The organism is Hylemonella sp. GW821-FHT10B10 (assembly GCF_059415585.1).
In genome coordinates, this window is sequence record NZ_JBWKNN010000003.1 from 152,974 (window position 1) to 171,886 (window position 18,913).

At 67.3% G+C, this 18,913-nt stretch carries 18 protein-coding genes; 11 read left to right on the forward strand and 7 right to left on the reverse strand.

Annotated elements, in window-relative coordinates:
- Window positions 1–143 precede the first annotated feature (143 nt).
- Both AC07NT_RS14290 and AC07NT_RS14295 read left to right on the forward strand, forming a co-directional pair.
- Window positions 144–1,097: an AraC-like ligand-binding domain-containing protein gene (locus AC07NT_RS14290; protein WP_498599456.1), complete on the forward strand. Its 954-nt coding sequence runs from the start codon at window positions 144–146 to the stop codon at window positions 1,095–1,097.
- A gap of 71 nt (window positions 1,098–1,168) precedes the next feature.
- On the forward strand, window positions 1,169–1,924 hold the full coding sequence (locus AC07NT_RS14295) for a class II aldolase/adducin family protein (RefSeq protein ID WP_498599455.1): 756 nt from the start codon (window positions 1,169–1,171) through the stop codon (window positions 1,922–1,924).
- Between the two features lie 15 nt (window positions 1,925–1,939).
- Here the strand turns inward: AC07NT_RS14295 and AC07NT_RS14300 are convergent, their stop codons facing one another.
- Entirely contained in the window at window positions 1,940–2,359 is a 420-nt protein-coding gene (locus AC07NT_RS14300) for a c-type cytochrome (RefSeq protein ID WP_498599454.1), read from the reverse strand.
- A gap of 28 nt (window positions 2,360–2,387) precedes the next feature.
- Entirely contained in the window at window positions 2,388–3,080 is a 693-nt protein-coding gene (locus tag AC07NT_RS14305; protein WP_498599453.1) for a PA4824 family protein, read from the reverse strand.
- Between the two features lie 23 nt (window positions 3,081–3,103).
- Here AC07NT_RS14305 and AC07NT_RS14310 point away from each other — a divergent pair, with 23 nt between their 5' ends.
- Window positions 3,104–3,847, forward strand: a complete 744-nt coding sequence (locus AC07NT_RS14310) for a hypothetical protein (RefSeq protein ID WP_498599452.1) — start codon at window positions 3,104–3,106, stop codon at window positions 3,845–3,847.
- A 7-nt stretch (window positions 3,848–3,854) separates the two neighbouring features.
- On the opposite strand, the gene AC07NT_RS14315 is transcribed toward AC07NT_RS14310, so the two are convergent.
- Both AC07NT_RS14315 and AC07NT_RS14320 read right to left on the reverse strand, forming a co-directional pair.
- Window positions 3,855–5,267, reverse strand: coding sequence for a sensor histidine kinase (locus AC07NT_RS14315; RefSeq protein ID WP_498599451.1), 1,413 nt, complete (start codon window positions 5,265–5,267; stop codon window positions 3,855–3,857).
- Window positions 5,264–5,968 (reverse strand): response regulator transcription factor, encoded by a 705-nt coding sequence (locus tag AC07NT_RS14320; protein ID WP_498599450.1) that lies wholly within the window; start codon window positions 5,966–5,968, stop codon window positions 5,264–5,266. The genes AC07NT_RS14315 and AC07NT_RS14320 overlap by 4 nt, the downstream gene beginning before the upstream one ends.
- 108 nt (window positions 5,969–6,076) lie before the next feature.
- Between AC07NT_RS14320 and AC07NT_RS14325 the strand changes: the two genes are divergently transcribed.
- The 3 genes from AC07NT_RS14325 to AC07NT_RS14335 are packed head-to-tail and all read left to right on the forward strand — an operon-like array spanning window position 6,077 to window position 11,650.
- Window positions 6,077–7,357 (forward strand): TolC family protein, encoded by a 1,281-nt coding sequence (locus AC07NT_RS14325; protein ID WP_498599449.1) that lies wholly within the window; start codon window positions 6,077–6,079, stop codon window positions 7,355–7,357.
- Window positions 7,358–7,406: 49 nt separating this feature from the next.
- Window positions 7,407–8,579 (forward strand): efflux RND transporter periplasmic adaptor subunit, encoded by a 1,173-nt coding sequence (locus tag AC07NT_RS14330; RefSeq protein WP_498599448.1) that lies wholly within the window; start codon window positions 7,407–7,409, stop codon window positions 8,577–8,579.
- A complete protein-coding gene (locus AC07NT_RS14335; RefSeq protein WP_498599447.1) occupies window positions 8,576–11,650 on the forward strand; it encodes an efflux RND transporter permease subunit in 3,075 nt (1,024 codons plus the stop codon). Before AC07NT_RS14330 ends, AC07NT_RS14335 begins: the two co-directional genes overlap by 4 nt.
- Window positions 11,651–11,659: 9 nt before the next feature.
- Here AC07NT_RS14335 and AC07NT_RS14340 read toward each other — a convergent pair whose 3' ends face one another.
- The 3 genes from AC07NT_RS14340 to AC07NT_RS14350 form a co-directional block, all read right to left on the reverse strand.
- Window positions 11,660–12,244 carry a hemerythrin domain-containing protein gene (locus AC07NT_RS14340; RefSeq protein WP_498599446.1) on the reverse strand — a complete coding sequence of 195 codons (585 nt, stop codon included), beginning with the start codon at window positions 12,242–12,244 and terminating at the stop codon, window positions 11,660–11,662.
- 84 nt (window positions 12,245–12,328) lie between these two features.
- On the reverse strand, window positions 12,329–13,909 hold the full coding sequence (locus AC07NT_RS14345; protein WP_498599445.1) for a methyl-accepting chemotaxis protein: 1,581 nt from the start codon (window positions 13,907–13,909) through the stop codon (window positions 12,329–12,331).
- A gap of 134 nt (window positions 13,910–14,043) precedes the next feature.
- Window positions 14,044–16,269, reverse strand: coding sequence for a heavy metal translocating P-type ATPase (locus tag AC07NT_RS14350; RefSeq protein WP_498599444.1), 2,226 nt, complete (start codon window positions 16,267–16,269; stop codon window positions 14,044–14,046).
- Window positions 16,270–16,426: 157 nt separating this feature from the next.
- Here AC07NT_RS14350 and AC07NT_RS14355 point away from each other — a divergent pair, with 157 nt between their 5' ends.
- From AC07NT_RS14355 to AC07NT_RS14375, 5 genes are all read left to right on the forward strand, one after another.
- Window positions 16,427–16,624, forward strand: coding sequence for a heavy-metal-associated domain-containing protein (locus tag AC07NT_RS14355; protein WP_498599443.1), 198 nt, complete (start codon window positions 16,427–16,429; stop codon window positions 16,622–16,624).
- Window positions 16,621–17,067: a Cu(I)-responsive transcriptional regulator gene (gene cueR / locus AC07NT_RS14360; RefSeq protein WP_498599442.1), complete on the forward strand. Its 447-nt coding sequence runs from the start codon at window positions 16,621–16,623 to the stop codon at window positions 17,065–17,067. Before AC07NT_RS14355 ends, cueR begins: the two co-directional genes overlap by 4 nt.
- Before the next feature lie 52 nt (window positions 17,068–17,119).
- On the forward strand, window positions 17,120–17,329 hold the full coding sequence (locus AC07NT_RS14365) for a YgaP family membrane protein (protein ID WP_498599441.1): 210 nt from the start codon (window positions 17,120–17,122) through the stop codon (window positions 17,327–17,329).
- 85 nt (window positions 17,330–17,414) lie between these two features.
- Window positions 17,415–18,305 (forward strand): pirin family protein, encoded by an 891-nt coding sequence (locus AC07NT_RS14370; RefSeq protein ID WP_498599440.1) that lies wholly within the window; start codon window positions 17,415–17,417, stop codon window positions 18,303–18,305.
- Between the two features lie 123 nt (window positions 18,306–18,428).
- The gene (locus tag AC07NT_RS14375) at window positions 18,429–18,899 is read left to right on the forward strand and encodes a Spy/CpxP family protein refolding chaperone (RefSeq protein WP_498599439.1); all 471 of its coding nucleotides are present in this window, start codon (window positions 18,429–18,431) and stop codon (window positions 18,897–18,899) included.
- The last annotated feature ends 14 nt before the right edge of the window (window positions 18,900–18,913 follow it).

Here is an 18,913-nt window from a genome sequence, read left to right on the forward strand (position 1 = left end):
CGCACAGCAATACTAGAAAGCCCGGTGGCTTGTGGCTTTGCTGAACGTGCACAAAGTAGTTGACGGTTCATGCAAGAGCTCTAGGGTTAACCCTAGGCTTCGGGTTTGTCCCGGCACAGTGATACGCCGATAATCCGGCCACCATGACCCATGCCACGGCCGTCACCACCGACGATTACGCACCTGCCGACCGCGCGCCGGTCTGGCGCGACTGGGTGTGGAAGCAGTTCGGCGGCCTGGAGTCCGACCTCTACGGCGACACCGACTTCGATGGCCACATGGCTTCGGCCCGCGCGGGCGACCTCATCCTCACCAAGCTCGAAGCCAACCGCCACCGCGTGGTGCGCACGCAGGGCATGGTGCGCGCCAGCGAAGAGGGTTACCTCAAGATCGTCGCACCCATGAAGGGCCGCGCCGGCGTGGAGCAGATGGGCCGCCAGGCTTGGGTGGCCCCGGGCGCCTGGACCATCTACGACACCACGGGCAGCTACTCGGTGGCCAACCCCGAACGCGTGGAGCATCTCATCGTCATGCTGCCCAAGGCACAGATGATCGAGCGCGGCCTGCGCCTGGAAAACCTGATGGCTCGGCCCGTGGGCGGTGCCAGTGGTATCGCACGCGTTGCACTGTCCACCATGCGCAGCACCTTCCAGGAGCTGCCCCACATGAGCGCAGACGCGGCACGCGGCGCGGGCGAACTGATAGCACAGCTGGTGCGCCTCTCACTGATCGAACTCTCGGGCCAGGAAACGCAGCTGACGCAGCGCGCGGCGCTGAAAGACCGCATCCGCGGTTATGTGGCCCTGCACCTGCGCGACCCCGATCTCAGCGTGGCGCAGATTGCCGTGGCCCTGAACTGCAGCAAGCGCCACCTCTACAACGCCTTCGGAGACGAAGAGCAGACCCTGGCCAGCTACATCCAGACCCTGCGTGTGGAGGCCTGCGTGCGCGAGCTGCAGCACCCCATGGCGCAGACGCGGCCCATCACCGAGATCGCCCTGTCCTGGGGTTTCAACAACCTCTCGCACTTCAGCCGCGTGTTCCGCGAACACACGGGACTCAGCCCCAGCGAATTCCGCGCCGCGTCGCCCACGTGACCCCCAGGCGTTGATCCTGGCGCCGGCATGGTGGACAGTGCGACAAGCGCACCCACAAGCAAGGAGACACCATGCACATCCCCTCCCTCAAGGAAGTCGTCAGCGAACAGGAATGGCAGCTGCGCTGCGACCTCGCCGCGGCCTACCGCCTGGTGGCCGCCTACGGCTGGAGCGACCTGGTCTTCACCCACATCAGCGCACGCATCCCCGGGCCCGAGCACCACTTCCTGATCAACCCCTACGGTCTGATGTTCGACGAGATCACGGCCTCCAGCCTGGTGCGCGTGGACCAGGACTGCAAGAAGCTCAGCGATTCGCCCTTCCCCGTGAACCCGGCCGGTTTTGTGATCCACAGCGCCATCCACGCCGTGCGAGAAGACGCAGGCTGCGTACTGCACACCCACTCGCGTGCCGGCGTGGCGGTCAGCGCGCAGAAAAACGGGGTGCTGCCGATCAGCCAGCAATCCACCTTCGTGCTGGGTTCGCTGGCGTACCACGAATACGAGGGCGTGGCCCTGCGAGATGAAGAGAAGCCGCGTCTGCAGGCCGATCTGGGCACGGCCAACTACCTGATGCTGCGCAACCACGGCCTGCTGACCGTGGGAAAGACCATCGCCGACGCCTTCCTCAATATGTACATCTTCGAAAACACCTGTCGCATCCAGATCGACGCGCAGGCCGGTGGCGAGCTGGTCATGGTGGGCCCGAAGATCCTGCAGGGCATTGCCGGGGTGATGAAAACCGCCACGGCCGGCCAGGGTGCCAACCTGGCCTGGCCAGCATTGCTGCGCAAGGCCGAGCGCCTGGACCCGTCCTACAAGACCTGAACGGCCGCGCCAGCGTCAGCCCTTGGCGGGCTGTTTCTTCAGCTGTTCGATGCGCTTGCTTTCCTCGGCACGGATGCGCTCCAGCATGCGTGCGTCCGGGTCCTGCCAGTGGCCGCCTGCCTCGCGCGCCATCCAGGCGGCGGCGCGGGCAAACTCCTCCAGGCTCAGGTCGTTGCGGCCACCCTTGGGCGGCATGGCGCGCACGCCGACCCAGGCGTGCGCCGTCAGCACGTGCTGCCCCTCGGCGATCAGCTTGCCCCAGGCCTGCTTGTCGCCCACACGCGGCGCATTGGCCAGACCCGGGCCGTGACAGGCCATGCAGGTCTCGCGGTAGACCTGTTCCCCGGTCTTGAGCTTTGGCGCGGTCTGCGCCTGACCCGCCGTCGGCAGGGCCGAACACAACAGCAAAACGAGGCTTGAATAAAGGTATTTCATCGTGGGGCACTCCTGGAGAAATCGGACCTCAGAATAGACGATCGGGCGTCCAGCGCAAGCCGAAGGACAACCAGCGACTGGCGCTGTCGCCCCCGGCCTGCTGCCCCGTCGTGGCGTCGAGCTGGAAGAGATTGGGGATCACCGAATACCGCAGGCCGGTCTGCCAATAGGGCCGGCCCTTGTCGTCGCCGAAAGACTCGGCGATCACGGCCAGGCGTGGATAGGGGTAGTACTCGCCGCCCAGGCCCCAGGTGCTGCGCTCCTGGTTGCTGGCCTTGTCACGCAGCCAGCCCGCATTGGCGTGCAGGACAAAACGGTCTTCGGCAAAAGACAGCGAGAGGGGCAGGTAGACATAGGTGTTGCCCAGCTGGTTGGGGCCGGGCGCGATCTCCGGGTGCTCGACCCGTCCAGCCGCAATGCCCAGGCCCCAGCCATTGGTGGTCAAAGGTTTGAACAGGGTCTTGAACTGCAGGACGTAGTCGTCGCTCGTGCTGGCCCCGCTGTAGCTGGCGCGGCCGCCCCCCAGCGTGATCTCCAGATTGCCCGTCGGGTTGCAGGCCGGCAGGGCCCAGAATTCGCTGCTGCCTTCGTACAGGCGCGTCCAGCTCTCCAGCTGGCAGCTGCCCGCCGTGGTGAGGCGGGCGTCGTCCGTCACAAAAGGACGGGCGGCCCAGGCCGGCGCAGCCAACAGGAGGCCGGCGAGGATGGTGGCAAACTTCATGCAGGCATTCTAGGAGAGCCGTTTTGCAACTTCATTTCATCCGCATCTCGACCGCCGCCTGTCTGGGCCTGGCCCTGCATGCCGCCTGGGCACAGGACGGCGAAAAGGCAGCCGCCCCAGCCTTCAAGCTGACGGCGGGCCTGTACCAGTCCAGCGGCGGCGGCGAAGCCAGCAGCGATTCGACCGACCTCAACCTGCGCCACAGCTCCGCGCTGGGCAATGTCTGGATCGGCCGTTATGTGGCCCCGGCGCGCGAGCTGGTCCAGGACCGCGTAGGCTGGGATCGCAACTGGACGGTGGGGGCGGTGCGCATCCAGCCCTCGGCGCAGCTGGCCACGGGCGGCGCGCTCAACGGCAGCGTGGGTGTGGAAACCGGCGAGGACTGGTACGTCGGTGCCGGTTTCGGGCGCACCAACCAGCGCGAGACCGTCAACCTGAACTTCGACCCCAACGACGCCTACAGCCTCAGCGGCGGCTACCGCTGGGCCGAGGGCCCCTCGCTGGGTCTGGTGTACGTACGTGACGACCGCCTGAACCCCGACCAGCAGCACCTGCACCTGGTCTACCGGACACCGCTGCCCGAGGGTCATCGCCTGACCGTCGACCTGCTCTACAAACGCGGACTGGTGGAAGACGAGATGATCGAGCGCACCGGCCTGTCCGTGGCCTATGACTGGCCCCGCTGGTTTCTGCGCCTGAGCTACGACCCCAAGGTCAACTTCACACCACAGGACATGTGGCGCCTGGCCTTCGGCACGCGTTTCTAGGGCCTGTTCAGCCCGGCGGCCGCTGGAAATTCACACTGGCGCACAGGCCTGGGCCGGCCGGTGCATTGCTCAATTCGAAATGGGCATCCATCAGCTCGGCAAACTTGGCCACGATGGCCAGGCCCAGGCCGGCGCCCTGGCCCAGGCTTTCGGCATGCAGGCCGCGCACGCCACGCTGCATCAGATGGCGACGCTCGCTCAGGCTCAGGCCGGGACCGTTGTCGATCACCGAAAGCCGCACGCCTTCGCCCTCGCGCGCCAGCTCCACGGTCAGCGTACTGGCCTGGCCGGCCGGGGCGCGGCCGTAGCGCAGGGCGTTGTCCAGCAGATTGCCGAGGATGCCCTCGATCAGCGCCACATTACCGGCCACGTGCACGGGCTGTTCCAGACCCTGCACGCCCAGGTCCACGCCCATGGCGTCGGCACGCGGCAGGTAGCGCAACACGGTCTCACGCACCACCTCGTCCAGCGCGACCGGCTCGTTCTGCACGCCGGCATCGGCCTCGTCGGCCAGGGCCAGGGCCAGCAGCTGTTCGACCAGGCGGCTGGCGCGGGCCTCGCTGGACCCGATGCGCTGCAGCTGTTCGCGCCAGACCGCCGGCTCGGCCTGCGCCAGACCGTACTCGGCCAGCGCGCGGATGCCGGCCAGCGGGGTGCGCAACTCATGCGCCACATTGCCGGAGAACTCGCGCTGCGCCTGCATGCTCTGGCTCACCCGCCCCAGCAGCGCATTGATGGCCGTGCCCAGGTGCTCGATGTCGCGCGAACTGGCCGAGACCGGCACCGGCGTCAGATCCAGCGCGTCGCGCTGCTCCACCGAATGTTGCAAGGCGTTCAAGGGCCGCAGTTCCTGGCCAATGATGCCGCGCAACCATGCTGCCAGCAGGACCAGGAGCGCGATCTGCGGCACCACCGAATAGGTCAACACGTCACGCAGCAGGGTGCGCCGGCTGCGTGTGGTCTGTCCCACCATGACGGTGAAATTGTCGGGCTCGTCCTGCACTACCGTCACCGTGCGCAGGGGCTGGCCTTCGTAGATGGCCTCAGAAAACAGGATGGTGTCCGGGCTGCGCGGCATGGGCGCGCGCAGCCCGGGGTGGCCGGCCATGACGGAGCCGTCGGCACGACGCACCACGAAATAGATGCTCTCGCTCTGGTCGAATAGCACCGTGCTCATCTCGCGGCTGGACAGCTCCAGCGCCAGGCCCTGGGGCAGGAAACGCACGCGTGAAGCCAGGGCGTAGGCGTCGTCGAGCAGGGCGCGGTCAAAGGCCTTCTGTGCAAAGTGGTAGGCCACGGCCACGGTGACAGCCGAGCCGAGCAGCCAGGTCAGCGCCAGGGGCAGCAACACATGGCGCACCAAGCGCGCGCGCAAGGAGGGCTTGTCGAGCGTTGCGGCCGGCAGCGGCGCAGTGCTCAAGCCTCGCCTCCCCCGTCACCGCGCTCCAGCGCATAACCCAGGCCGCGCAGGGTGCGGATGCGCGCGCCGCTGCCGCCGAGTTTCTTGCGCAGCCGCGAGATGAAGGCCTCCAGCGCGTTATCGCCCAGGGCCTCGCTGAAGTCGGAGAGCTTGTCCGACAGGCTGCGCTTGCTGACCACCCGCCCGGGCGGGGTCATGAGTTCCCACAACACCTCGAACTCCCGCGCCGGCAGTTCCAGCAACAGGCCATCGATGGTGAAGCGCCGCGCCTTGCGGTCCAGGCTCAGGCGACCGATCTCGAACAGGTCATCGGTGCCCGCGGTGCGGCGCACCAGGGCACGCAGGCGCGCCTCGACTTCGGCCAGTTCAAAAGGTTTGCCCAGGTAGTCGTCGGCCCCGGCGTCCAGGCCGGCGATGCGCTCATCGGTGCGGTTGCGGGCGGTGAGGACCAGCACGGGTGTGCGGTCGCCTCGCGCGCGCGCCTCGCGCAGCAGCGTCAGGCCGTTGGCCAGGGGACTGTTCTGCGCATCGCTTTGTGGCAGGTTCAGGTCCAGCAGGACCGCGTCGAATGGCTGCACGCGCCAGAAATGCGCGGCCTGCTCCAGGGTGCCGGCCTCGTCCACGCGGTGCCCGGCATCACGCAGGCTCAGGCGCATGACTTCGCGCAGCACGGGATCGTCTTCGACCAGCAGGATTCTCATGGTGAAAGGGCTCGTTACTGGGACTTTGTACGCATTTTCACCAAGGGGGCAGTCAGTCGGCGGTCAGGCGTGGCCGGAGACACTCAATCCCCCCGAGTGGATCGATCCATGAGCATACGTCAGTTATTGTTGTTGAGCAGCCTGCTGCTGTCGGTGGCCGCCCAGGCCCAGACACCGGCCGCTGCGCCCCTGCCCGTCTCCCTGCAGCAGGCCCTGCAGGCCGCCCAGGACAATCTGGACGTCGTGCTGGCGCGGCGTACCCTGGCCGGCGCCCAGGCCGACATCACCAGCGCCGACCGCGCGCCCTTTCCCGTGCTTTCGGCCAGCGTCAGCCAGATCGACCTGCAGAACGGCAACGGCAACGGCAATGCCTGGACCGAACAGCGTTACGACAAGTCGATCGGCCTGGACTGGACCTGGGAGCGCGGCAACAAGCGCGAATTGCGCACCTTGACCGCCCAGCGCGCCGCCGACGCGGCCCGCGCTGAACTGCAGGAGACCGGCATGCAGCAGCGCCTGGCGGCCCTGTCCGGTTTTTATGACCTGCTGGCGGCCCAGGAGCGCGTGGCCGAGATCGCCCAGATCGAACGCAACGCCGACGAACTGGCCCGCATCGCCGGGCGGCGCCTGCAGGCCGGTGACGTGTCGGCCCAGGAAACGGCGCGCACCGAGATCGAGGCCCAGCGTGCACGCGCGGACCTGCACCAGGCCGAGCTGGAACAGCGCCGCGCCGCCCTCGTGCTGTGGCAACTGACCGTGCTGGCCCCGGCGCCCGAACAGCTGCAGGCCCGCGCCGACTGGCCCCTGCTGCCGGCCACGCCATCCACCACCGTCGGGCTGGACGAACTGGTCGAGGCCCGCGCCGATGTGGGCGCCGCGCGTGCCCGGGTACAGGCGGCCCAGGCGGCCCTGGACAGCAGCAGCGCACAGAAAAAGTCGGACATCACGGTGGGTGTGTCCTATGACCATTACCCCGGCACCTCCTCGGCCCTGGTCGCGCTGCGCATGTCCATGCCGCTGCAATGGGGCTATGGCTACGAAGGCGAGATTGGCCGCGCCAGCGCCCAGCTCGCGCAGGCCGAGGCCGCGCTGGAGAAGATCCGGCGCCAGACGCGCCTGGAACTACAACGCCTGCAACATGAGTTGCAGAGCGCGGCCGTGCGCGCCAACGCCTATGATGCCGAAATCCTGCCACGCGCACGTCGCGTGGCCGAGGGCGCCGAACTGGCCTACCGCAAGGGTGCCCTCTCGCTGACCGACCTGCTGGACGCGCGCCGTACCCTGCGCACCACTGTGCTGGACGCCGTGGCCGCACGCAGCGAACATGCCAAGGCCCTGGGGGCCTGGCAGCTGCGCAGCGGCCAGGCAGTGGCTGCCGCCCAGCCCTGAGCCCTCTCGCCACTGCCCCTCCACTTTTGTACCGAAGCGTTGCCTAACCATGCTGAACCGCTCCCTCCCTCTGTCGCTTTGCGTCCTGCTGCTGGTCGCCTGCGGTGAGGCCCCGGCCCCGCAGGCCGAGGCACCCGCCCCCATCGTCCAGGGCCAGCAGCTGCGCTTTACCGCGGGCCACCCACAACTGCAACTGCTGCCGGTCGCCGCCGCCGCTGCCGCCCAGCCCATCACGGTGGAATTGCCCGCCAAGCTGGTCTGGAACGAGGAACGCACGCAGCGCATCTACCCCTCCTTCGCCGGCCGCGTCACGGCCATCAAGGTCGATGTCGGCCAGCACGTATCGGCCGGCGCCCCGCTGGCCGTGCTGGCTTCGCCGGACTTCGGTCAGGCGCAAAGCGACACCGCGCGCGCCGAGGCCGACGCCCGCCTGGCCGCCAAGGCCCTGCAGCGCCAACGCGAGTTGTTCGATGCCGGCATCATCGCGCGCAAGGAACTGGAACAGGCCGAAGCCGACCAGGAACGCGCTCGCGCCGAGGTGGACCGTGCCCAGGCCCGCACCCGCCTGTACGGTGGCAGCGGCAGCATCAACCAGCAGCTGGTGCTCAGTGCCAGCCTCGCCGGCATGGTGGTCGAGCGCAACGTCAACCCGGGCCAGGAACTGCGGCCCGAGCTCAGCGGCCCGGGTGTGCCAGCGCTGTTCGTGGTGACCGATCCGGCCTCGCTGTGGCTGCAGATCGACGCGCGCGAGACCGAGATCGGCGTGGTGCGACCAGGCCAGCGTTTCAAGCTGCGCGTGCCGGCGCTGGCAGGCCAGGAGTTCGAGGGCCGCATCGTGACCAGCTCCGACTTCATCGACCCGCTGACCCGCACGATCAAGGTCCGCGCCAGCGTGGCCAACCCGAAACGCCTGCTCAAGGCCGAGATGCTGGCCACGGCCCTCTTCGAGCGCCGCTTCGAACGCGGCCTGGTGGTGCCAGCCTCGGCCGTGCTGCTGCATGGCTCCCAGCACCGTGTGTTCGTGCAGACCCAGCCAGGTACTTTCGAGCCGCGCCGGGTGGAACTGAGCTATGAGGGCAGCCGCGAGGTCGTGATCTCCAGCGGCCTGCAGTCCGGTGAACAGGTGGTGACGGACAATGTGCTGCTGCTGGCACGCCAGTTCCGCCTGGCCGAGAGCGAGAGCAAACCGGCCGCCGCAGAAGCCGGGGCGCCGCGTCCATGAAACGCCTCATCCAGTATGCGGTGCACCAGCCGCTGTTCATCGTGCTGGGCACCCTGCTCTTCGTGATGGCAGGGGTCATCGCCTTCAAGAACCTCTCGGTCGAAGCCTTCCCCGACGTCACCGACACGCAGGTCACGGTGATTGCGCTCTTCCCGGGCCGCGCCGCCGAAGAGGTGGAAAAGCAGGTCACGCTGCCCATCGAGATGGCGCTCGCCGGCCTGCCCAATTCCATCCGCGTCTTCTCTCACACCCAGTTCGGCCTGTCCTTCACCGTCGTGACGTATGACGACGCGGCCAAGGTGCTGGAGGTGCGCCAGCAGGTCAATGAACGCCTGCGCAGCGTGGACCTGCCGGCCGGGGTGGAAGCCAACATCGCGCCCAACGCCACGCCGGTGGGCGAAGTCATGCGTTACCGCCTGCGTGGCGACGGCAAGTCCACCACCGAGCTGCGCACCCTGCAGGACTGGGTGGTCGAGCGTTCGCTGCGCCAGGTGTCCGGTGTGGCCGACGTGGTCGCCATGGGCGGCTTCATCAAGCAGTACGAAGTGCAGCCCGACCTGGACAAGCTGCGCGCCTACAAGCTGACCTTCCAGAACCTGCTCGATGCGCTGGAGCGGGGCAATTCCAACGCCGGCGGCAGTTACGTGGCCCAGGGCGTGCAGCAGTACGCCATCCGCGGCATCGGCCTGCTGCGCTCGGCCGACGACATCGGCCGCATCGTGGTGGCTTCCCGCAACGGCACGCCCATCCTGATCCGCGACATCGCACGCGTACAGATCGGCGCCGTGCCGCGCCTGGGCACCGTGGGACAGGACATGGACGACGACGTCATCACCGGCATCGTGGTGATGCGCAAGGGCGAGAACCCCAGCGAGGTGCTCAAGGGCGTGAAGGAGAAGGTAGCCGAGCTCAACGAACGGGGCCTGCCACCCGGCGTGCAGATCGTGCCCTTCTACGACCGCTCCTGGCTCATGGGCAAGACCCTGTCCACGGTGTTCCGCAACCTGGTCGAGGGCGCGCTGCTGGTCTCCCTGGTGCTCTACATCTTCCTGTCCAACCTACGCGCCAGTCTGGCCGTGGTGGTGGTGATCCCGCTGGCGCTGCTGGCGACGTTCATGGGCCTGAAGATCATGGGCGTGCCGGCCAACCTGCTGTCGCTGGGCGCCATGGACTTCGGAATCATCGTCGACGGTGCGGTGATCGTGATCGAGAACATCATGCACCGGCTCGAGAAGGACAGCGAGAACATGTCCGACAGCGAACGGCGCCAGACCATCATCGACGCGGCCAACGAGGTGGGGCGGCCCACGCTGTTCTCCATGCTCATCATCATCGCCGCGCACATCCCGATCTTTGCGCTGCAGCGCCACGAAGGCCGGATCTTCCAGCCCATGGCGCTGTCCGTCACCACCGCCCTGGTCGGCTCGCTGATCTTCTCGCTCACGCTGGTGCCCCTGCTGGCCTACTGGATGTTGCGCAAGAAGCTGCCGCACGGTGACAACCGCGTGATCGCCGCCGCCAAACGCGTCTACGCGCCGGTCCTGGACTGGGCACTGACCCGCCGCCGCAAGGTGGTGATCATCGCCCTGTCCGCCTTCGTGCTGGGCATGGGCGCCGCGGCGCGCCTGGGCTCAGAATTCCTGCCCGAACTCAACGAAGGCACGCTCTGGGTCAACCTGCGCCTGCCCGCCAGCGTCTCCAATGACGAGGCGGCCCGCATGCTGCACCAGGCCCGCCAGGCCCTGCTGACCGTGCCCGAGGTACGCACCACGGTCTCCAAGGCCGGCCAACCCGAAGACGGTACCGACCCCAAGACCATCAGCATGGCCGAGGTCTTTGTCGACATCAAGCCGCAGGAGCAGTGGCGCAAGGGCCTGACGCGGGAGGATCTGATCAACGAGATGGAGCATGCCGTCGTCGCCATCCCGGGTCTGGTGCCGATCTTCTCGCAGCCCATCCGCGACAACGTGCTGGAATCGATCTCGCAGATCGACGGCCAGATCGTGATCAAGGTGGCCGGTGACGACCTGATCGAGCTGCGCCAGACGGCCGAGGCCATCGAGCGCGAGATCCGCCAGGTGGCGGGTGTCTACCGCGCCGAGATCGACCGCCTGGGTGAACTGCCTCAGCTGCTGATCAATATCGACCGAGAGCGTGCGGCCCGCTACGGTCTCAATGTGAGCGACATCCAGGACGTGATCGAGGCCGCCTTGGCTGGCAAGGCCAGCACCAGCCTGTGGGAAGGCGAACGGCGCTTCGCCGTGGCCGTGCGCCTGCCCGCCGAGCGGCGCAGCATCGCCACGCTGGGCGCCACCCCCATCCCCACCCCCGACGGCGGCTACACCACGCTCGGGAACGTGGCCGAGATCCGCGAAACCAGCGGCGCGATGAACATCGCGCGCGAGGCGGGCCGGCGCACCATGGCCATCGGCATCTTCATTCGCGACCGCGACATGGGTTCGGTTGTGAAGGACATGAAGGCCAGGGTGGCGGCCAACGTCAAGGTGCCGGCCAACTACGTCGTCAACTGGTCGGGTGAGTTCGAGAACCAGGAGCGCGCCATGCAGCGCCTGTCCGTGGTGGTGCCGATCTCCCTGCTGCTGATCTTCGTGCTGCTGTTCGACGCCTTCAGCTCCTTCAAGAAGGCCGCATTGATCCTGATCAACGTGCCGCTGGCGCTGATCGGCGGCTTCATCGCCCTGTGGGTGTTCGACATCCCGCTGTCGGTGTCGGCGGCCATCGGCTTCATCGCCTTGTCGGGCCAGGCCGTGCTCAATGGCGTGGTGATGCTCTCCGTGTTCCAGCAGCTGCGCAACTCGGGTTACAGCGTGATCGAAGCGGCGCGCACCGGCTCCATGCAGCGCCTGCGCACGGTGCTCATGACGGCCATGCTGGCCGCGCTGGGCCTGCTGCCCATGGCCCTGTCGCATGACATCGGCTCCGAGACCCAGCGCCCGCTGGCCATCGTGGTGATCGGCGGCCTGGTCACGGCCACCCTGCTCACCCTGGTGGTGCTGCCCGTGCTCTACGTGGCCTGGTTCTCGGGCAAGAAGACAAGCGAAGAGCTCTAGAACGTAGGCTCAGCCTGCGCCAACGCCGATCGGCGCAGGTGCGCGCATCACGATGCGCGTGAACAGGCGGTCATAGATGGGGTCGCGCGGGTATTTGCCGGTCAGGGGATCGCAGTTGCTGGCAAAGGCAGCGTCCAGCGAGGCCCAGTCCTGCGGGGTGAGCACCTGCCGGGCTTCGGGAAGCACGACGGTTTCCTCCAGCTTCATGTGCTCGACGTAGAAATCCAGGTAGCGCAAGACCGACACCTCGAAGACGCTGCGGCGTGACTCACCGAGCAACTCCCAAGCCAGCAGCAGGTGCTGCAGTTCGCGCACGGTGGCTTCGCCGCGGGCATGGTCGCGCTCCAGCCTGTCCATGGTCTCCTTGAGATGCGGTGCGCGCTCCAGCACGCGCGGGAACAGCAGCTGGCTTTCCTTGGTATGGTGCAGGCGCTCGGGAAATTCGTCGATGTAGAAGAGCATGGCGCGCAGCACATCGAAAAACGCCCCGGGGGCATCTCCCGGGCCGCGCTGGACCATCATGCGCAGCGATTGCAGCATGGCCGACAGGGCGGCGTGCTCCTCGTGGATGATGCGGATGCTTTCGTGAGCCATGGCAAACCTCCTGACCGGATCAGATGACGGTTTGCAGGATGGCACGGGCGCCCTCGGCCCGGCTTGACGAGCGTCAAGCTTTGGTCAGTTCAGCCGTAGCTGGCCGGCCCGGCCCTGGCTTTCCAGGCGGAACTGGCGCACGATGCCGGCCAGACGCTCGGCCTGCTCGCGCATGGACTCGGCGGCAGCGGCCGACTGCTCAACCAGAGCGGCGTTCTGCTGGGTCATGCGATCGATCTCCTGCACCGACTGGTTGACTTCGCCGATGCCTGTGGACTGGCTGCTGGCGGCCACGGAGATCTCGCCGATGATGTCGCGCACGCGCTGCACACCGGCCACAATTTCCTGCATCACACCCCCAGCCTCCTCGACCTGGCGCACGCCGCCGTCCACGGCTGTCACGCTGGCGCCGATCAGGGCCTTGATCTCCTTGGCAGCCTCGGCGCTGCGGCCCGCAAGCGAGCGCACCTCGCTGGCCACCACGGCAAAACCGCGGCCCTGCTCGCCGGCGCGGGCCGCTTCCACAGCCGCGTTCAGCGCCAGGATGTTGGTCTGGAAGGCGATGCCGTCGATCACGCCGATGATGTCGTTGATCTTGCGGCTGGACTGCGAGATGCTGTGCATGCTGGTCACCGCCTGCGTCACCACCGAGCCGCCGCGCTGTGCGGCCTGCGAGGCCGTGGCCACCAGCTGGTTGGCCGTCTGCGCCGAGCTGGCGGTTTGCTGCACGTTGCTGCTGAGCGCGCCGATGGCGCTCACGGTGTGTTGCACATTGCCTGCCGTCTGCTCGGTGCGGTTGGAGAGGTCCTGGTTGCCGGTGGCGATCTCGCTGCTGGCGGTGGAGATGCTTTCCCCGGCCTCGCGCAGCTGGCCGACCATGCCCGCCAGCCCGCTGCGCATCTGCTCCAGCGCACGCAGCAGATCGGCCGCCTCGTCGCGACCCTCCACCTGCAGACCTTGCGACAGATCGCCGCTAGCGATGGCCTGGGCCAGCTGGCGAGCCTGTTCTACGGGGCGGCAGATGGCCTGCATATTGAGCAGGGTCAGCGGCACCACCACGGCCAGGCTCAGCACCACCAGGCCGGCAAAGATCATCAGGGTCTGGTCCAGCACGGCGTTGCGGCTGGCATTGGAGGCGGCCGCTTCGGCGCGCAGGCTTTCGTCGATCTGGGTGAGCAGCTTGTCGGCCTCTTCGAACTCGGCCACGGCGCGCCCGCTCATGCGGTTGGCGATGGTGGCGGTCTCGTAGGCGCTGTCTTCGAGCTGGCGGGTGATACCGCCGAACATGCTGCGATAGCTCTTGAGGTGATCTGCCGCCTTCTGCAGCTGCGGCCGGCGCGCCTCTGTCAGACTGGCCGAGAGGGCTTCCACGGCCTTCTCGATCTGCTGCATGTCGGCTTCCCAGCGTGTACGGATCTGGCGGATCTGCTCCGGCTTCTCGTACTGGATGATCATGTCCTTCTCGTGCCGGCGCACCCGGGCCATGTCGAAACGCAGACTGGCCACGCGGTCCACCACCGCCAGGGATTCGTCGATCACCTCGGCGCTGAGCTGGTGGATGCGGAACATGCCGTACACACCCGCGCCGCCGACCAGCAGCAAGAGGGCAAGCACCACACCGATCGCTCCGAGCATGCGGAACCGGATCGTGAATTGGCGCATCATGACAAAAATGCTGCTGACCATAGGGTTACTCCCCTCCTTGGATTGATCCGGGCATTCTAGAGGGCTGCCTTCCTATGACCTGCCGGTAATAGCACGTATTTGTCAGGCTATTCAGGTCTTGACGACGATGGCACTCATTTGACCCGGGCTCCGGGCCGCCAGCGGCGCAGCAACAGGGCGTTGCTCATCACGCTGACCGAGCTCATGGCCATGGCCGCGCCGGCAATCACCGGGTTCAGGTAGCCCAATGCGGCCAGGGGTATGCCGGCCACGTTGTAGATGAAGGCCCAGAACAGGTTCTGCCGGATCTTGGCCACCGTGCGATCCGAAACATCGAGGGCCGCCGCCACCAGCAGGGGATCGCCCCGCATGAGGGTGATGCCGGCTGCGTGCATGGCCACGTCGGTGCCATTGCCCATGGCCATGCCGACGTCGGCCGCGGCCAGGGCCGGGGCGTCATTGACGCCGTCGCCCACCATGGCAACGGTATGCCCGCCGGCTTTGAGTTCGGCCACCTTGGCCGCCTTGTCGCCCGGCAGAACCTCGGCCAGCACCTCCCCTTCCTCAGGGCGCAGGCCCAGGCGACGCGCCATGGCCTCGGCCGCGCCGCGGTTGTCGCCGGAAATCATCACGGTGCGGATGCCGCGCGCGCGCAGCGCGGCCAGGGCCTCCTTTGCTCCGGGCTTGGGTTCGTCCCCAAAGGCCAGCAGGGCCCGCAAGGTGAGCCCCTGCGTGGTGCGCTCGACCATGGCCGAAACCGTGGCACCCTGTTGTTGCAACTCAGCAGCACGTGCGGCCAGGGAGCCCAGCGGCACCCCCAGCTCGTCCATCCAGCGCAGGCTGCCAATCAGGTAGCTGTACACGCCGACCTCGCCCTCGCTGCCTCGGCCAGGTACCGCGCGCACGTTGTCGGGCGCTTCGACCGCCACCTGGCGGGCCTGCGCCGCCTGCACCACGGCACGGGCCAGCGGGTGTTCGCTGCCGCTTTGCAGACTGGCTGCGGCCGCCAACAGGCGCATCTCGTCATTGTCCGGAGCCACGTCAAAAGCCAGCAGGCGCGGCTGGCCCACGGTCAAGGTACCCGTCTTGTCAAAAGCCACCGTGTCCACCTTGTGCGCCAGCTCCAGAGCCTGCGCATCCTTGATCAGGATGCCGTGTTTGGCGGCGACACCGGTGCCGGCCATGATGGCCGCCGGCGTGGCCAGGCCCAGGGCGCAGGGGCAGGCGATCACCAGCACGGCCACGGCGTGGATGATGGCCGATTCGCCGGAAGCGCCCAGCCACAACCAGCCCAACAGGGTGGCCAGTGCCACCACCAGCACCACCGGTACAAACACGGCCGAAACCTGGTCCACCAGGCGCTGGATCGGCGCCTTGGCCGCCTGGGCGTCCTCCACCAGGCGGATGATGTGGGCCAGCACGGTCTCGCTGCCCACGGCCACCACCTGCACCACCACACGACCCTCACCGTTGATGGAGCCGCCGGTCAGTCTGGCGCCGGCGTCCTTGGCCACGGGCAGGGGTTCGCCGGTCAGCATGGATTCGTCGACCTGGGTGTGGCCTTCGAGCAAGACCCCATCTATCGGGAAACGCTCCCCCGGACGCACCACCAGCCGGTCCCCGACCAGCACCTCGGCCACCGGTACGTCGACCTCGCCGTCCACACCGATCAGGTGCGCCCGCTCGGGCCGCAGCGCATGCAGGGCGCGGATCGCGGCCGTGGTCTGGCGCTTGGCCCTGGCCTCCAGCCACTTGCCCAGCAGCACCAGGGTGACCACCACGGCCGAGGCCTCGAAATACAGATGCGCCATCTCGCCATGTTCGGCCGACAGCCAGAGCCAGACCGATAGCGCCCATCCGGCCGTGGTGCCGATGGCCACGAGCAGGTCCATATTGCCGGTCAGGGCCTTGAGTGCGGACCATCCGGCCTTGTAGAAGCGCGCCCCCAGGATGAACTGCACCGGTGTTGCCAACGCAAACTGCAGCCAGGCCGGCAGCATCCAGTGCAGGCCCACCAGATCGCCCAGCATGGGCACGACCAGGGGTAGCGAGAGGACCAGGCCGATGGCCACTGGCGCAAAGCCGGCCCAGGGCGAGACATCCTGCGCCTGTTCGAGTGCGTCGGCAGCACGCGGCTCGTAGCCGGCGTCTCGCACGGCCCGGCGCAGACGCGCCTCGATCTGTTCCGAGGGCGCGTAACTCACGCGCGCCGACTCGGTGGCCAGGTTGACCGTTGCGCCGGTCACACCCGGCACCTTCTGCAGGGCTTTTTCCACGCGGGTGACACAGGAGGCACAGGTCATGCCCGCGATGCCGAGATCCAGCGTGGCCAGGGAAGAGGGGGTGTTGGAAGTAGTCATGGCTGGGATACTGAACCTTGCCATGATGGCAGGGTCAAGTCTTGCGCTGGATCAACCTTGCCGCAAAAAAGGTTGTTGGCAGGCATGGTTGACCTTCCCATGGTGGCAGGGTTCAGCATATGCTTTCCAGCAACCCCTGCTTTTCAGGAGAACGACCATGAATCAGACCTTTACCGTCAGCGGCATGACCTGCGGCCATTGCGAAAAAACCGTCACCCGCGCCATCAAGCAGGTAGACCCCCAGGCCGAGGTCAGGATCGACCGCAGCCAGAATCGGGTCGAGGTGCAGTCGCAACAGCCGCGCGAAGCGCTGGCCCAGGCCATCGCCGAAGAAGGCTACGCCGTCGCGCCATGAGCGCCCTGACCAACGCCCACTGGCCAGTCAACATCGGCAGCGCTGCCGAGCTCTCTGGCATCTCGGCCAAGATGGTGCGGCACTATGAGTCGCTGGGCCTGCTGGCGCGCGTGGCCCGGACCGACAGCGGCTACCGTCAGTACAGCGAAGCCGATGTGCACACCCTGCGCTTCATCAAGCGCTCGCGCGACCTGGGCTTTTCCATGGCCGAGATCGGCGAACTGGTCACGCTGTGGCAGAACCGCCGGCGCACCAGCGCCAGCGTCAAGCGCATCGCGCAAAAGCACGTGGACGAATTGGCCGCGCGCATCGAAGCCATGTTGTCCATGCAGCGCACCCTGCACCAGCTGCTGCACCACTGCCATGGCGACGAGCGCCCGGAATGCCCCATCCTCGACGACCTGGCCCAACCACCACAAGACACGCGCCAGGCCGCGGGTTGACGTCACCCCCCCTGCGTCCAATAATGGACCATAACCTTACCGGAGTACCTCCATGAAATTCCAGATCAATATCGGCGGTATCGAACGCATCGTCCGCATCGTGGCGGGCCTCGTGCTGGTCGCGCTGGCCGCCACCGGCACCGTGGGCTGGTGGGGCTGGCTGGGCCTGGTCCCGCTGGCTACCGGCCTGACGGGCTGGTGCCCGCCTTACGCCATGCTGGGCATCAGCACCTGCCGCGTGAAGGACAGCGGCCAGGCCTGAGCCTCGGGCCGACCGGCCTGGGGCGCGAGCCAGGCCCTAGACCTTGACGACGACGCTGACACCGGCTTTGCGGTGTAATTCGAGCATGCAAGCAGCAACCTTCACCACCCCCCGCCGCGTCGAGCGCATCATCACCGGCCAGCCCACCACGGACGGTGCCGGCGTCAAGCTCACACGCGTGCTCACGCACGATCTGCAACGCCGGCTCGACCCCTTCCTCATGCTGGACAACTTTGCCAGCGACGACCCGAAGGACTACGGCGCCGGTTTTCCCGACCACCCGCACCGCGGCTTCGAGACGGTGACCTACATGATCGCCGGGCGCATGCGCCACCGCGACAGCGCGGGCAATGAAGGCCTGCTGCAGAACGGTGGCGTGCAATGGATGACCGCCGGCCGTGGCCTGGTCCACAGCGAGATGCCCGAGCAGGAAGCCGGTGTGATGGAAGGCTTCCAGCTCTGGCTCAACCTGCCGGGCCGCGACAAGATGGGTCCTCCCGGCTACCGGGACATCCAGAGTGCGGAGATCCCCGAGTTCACCACCCCCGAGGGTGTGACGGTGCGCGTGATCTCGGGCCGCAGCCACGGCGTCACCGGGGCCATGGCGCGCCCGGCCGATGCCTTCCCCACCGACCCGCTCTACCTGGACCTGCATTTCCCCGCCGGTGGCGCCCTGTTCAACCAGCCCTTGCCGGCCGAGTACAACGCCTTCCTCTACACCTACCGCGGCACGGCCCATGTGCTGGATGCCGGTGAGCAGGCCACCCCGGTGCCGCTGCATCGCATGGCCATCCTGGACAACAGCGGCGACGGCGTGCGCCTGCAGGCCGATGCCGGCGGTACGCCGACACGCGCCCTGCTGATTGCCGGCCGGCCCCTGAAAGAACCTATTGCCCAGTACGGCCCTTTCGTCATGAACACGCGCGAAGAGCTGATGACCGCGGTGGAAGACTTCCAGAATGGGCGCCTGGCCTGACATCACCAACGCGCCACATTCTTTACACAGGCGATGCACACCCTCATTCCCGCGATACACAAGCCGCGCAGACTGCAGTCACCCTGTTACTTCACAACAGGTTTGATCTGAAAGGATGAGGATATGAAAGTCAACGTCAAACCCGTCGTGCTGGCCGCCGTGCTGGCCACTTCCGCTCTGATGGCCCTGGCCCAGCCGGGCCCAGGTGCAGGTCCCGGCATGCACCAGCCCGACCCCGAGCGCCGCGCCCAGATGCAGGATCGCATGAAGGAGCACATGGCCCAACGTGCGGCTGAGCTCAAAGCCAAACTCAAGCTGAGCGCCGAGCAGGAAGGCAGCTGGAACACCTACCTGGCGGCCATGAAGCCTGCGGCCCACCCGCCCGGCCCGAAGCGCGAAGACATCGCGAAGCTGAGCACACCCGAGCGCCTGGACAAGATGCGTGACTTGCGCAAGCAGCGCGACGCCGAGTTCGACAAGCGCGACGACGCCACCCGCAGCTTCTACAGCAGCCTGAGCGCTGAACAGAAGAAGGTCTTTGACGACAACACCGCCCGGCCCTTCGACGAAGGCCGCCGACGCGGTCCGCGCTAAGGCCCCAGCCACCC

Bases quoted from the DNA above. Each gene is read 5' to 3' on its own strand.
- AC07NT_RS14290 (WP_498599456.1), top strand. From the start codon at position 144: ATGACCCATGCCACGGCCGTCACCACCGACGATTACGCACCTGCCGAC.
- AC07NT_RS14295 (WP_498599455.1), top strand. From the start codon at position 1,169: ATGCACATCCCCTCCCTCAAGGAAGTCGTCAGCGAACAGGAATGGCAG.
- AC07NT_RS14300 (WP_498599454.1), bottom strand. From the start codon at position 2,359: ATGAAATACCTTTATTCAAGCCTCGTTTTGCTGTTGTGTTCGGCCCTG.
- AC07NT_RS14305 (WP_498599453.1), bottom strand. From the start codon at position 3,080: ATGAAGTTTGCCACCATCCTCGCCGGCCTCCTGTTGGCTGCGCCGGCC.
- AC07NT_RS14320 (WP_498599450.1), bottom strand. From the start codon at position 5,968: ATGAGAATCCTGCTGGTCGAAGACGATCCCGTGCTGCGCGAAGTCATG.
- AC07NT_RS14325 (WP_498599449.1), top strand. From the start codon at position 6,077: ATGAGCATACGTCAGTTATTGTTGTTGAGCAGCCTGCTGCTGTCGGTG.
- AC07NT_RS14330 (WP_498599448.1), top strand. From the start codon at position 7,407: ATGCTGAACCGCTCCCTCCCTCTGTCGCTTTGCGTCCTGCTGCTGGTC.
- AC07NT_RS14335 (WP_498599447.1), top strand. From the start codon at position 8,576: ATGAAACGCCTCATCCAGTATGCGGTGCACCAGCCGCTGTTCATCGTG.
- AC07NT_RS14340 (WP_498599446.1), bottom strand. From the start codon at position 12,244: ATGGCTCACGAAAGCATCCGCATCATCCACGAGGAGCACGCCGCCCTG.
- AC07NT_RS14345 (WP_498599445.1), bottom strand. From the start codon at position 13,909: ATGATGCGCCAATTCACGATCCGGTTCCGCATGCTCGGAGCGATCGGT.
- AC07NT_RS14350 (WP_498599444.1), bottom strand. From the start codon at position 16,269: ATGACTACTTCCAACACCCCCTCTTCCCTGGCCACGCTGGATCTCGGC.
- AC07NT_RS14355 (WP_498599443.1), top strand. From the start codon at position 16,427: ATGAATCAGACCTTTACCGTCAGCGGCATGACCTGCGGCCATTGCGAA.
- cueR (WP_498599442.1), top strand. From the start codon at position 16,621: ATGAGCGCCCTGACCAACGCCCACTGGCCAGTCAACATCGGCAGCGCT.
- AC07NT_RS14365 (WP_498599441.1), top strand. From the start codon at position 17,120: ATGAAATTCCAGATCAATATCGGCGGTATCGAACGCATCGTCCGCATC.
- AC07NT_RS14370 (WP_498599440.1), top strand. From the start codon at position 17,415: ATGCAAGCAGCAACCTTCACCACCCCCCGCCGCGTCGAGCGCATCATC.
- AC07NT_RS14375 (WP_498599439.1), top strand. From the start codon at position 18,429: ATGAAAGTCAACGTCAAACCCGTCGTGCTGGCCGCCGTGCTGGCCACT.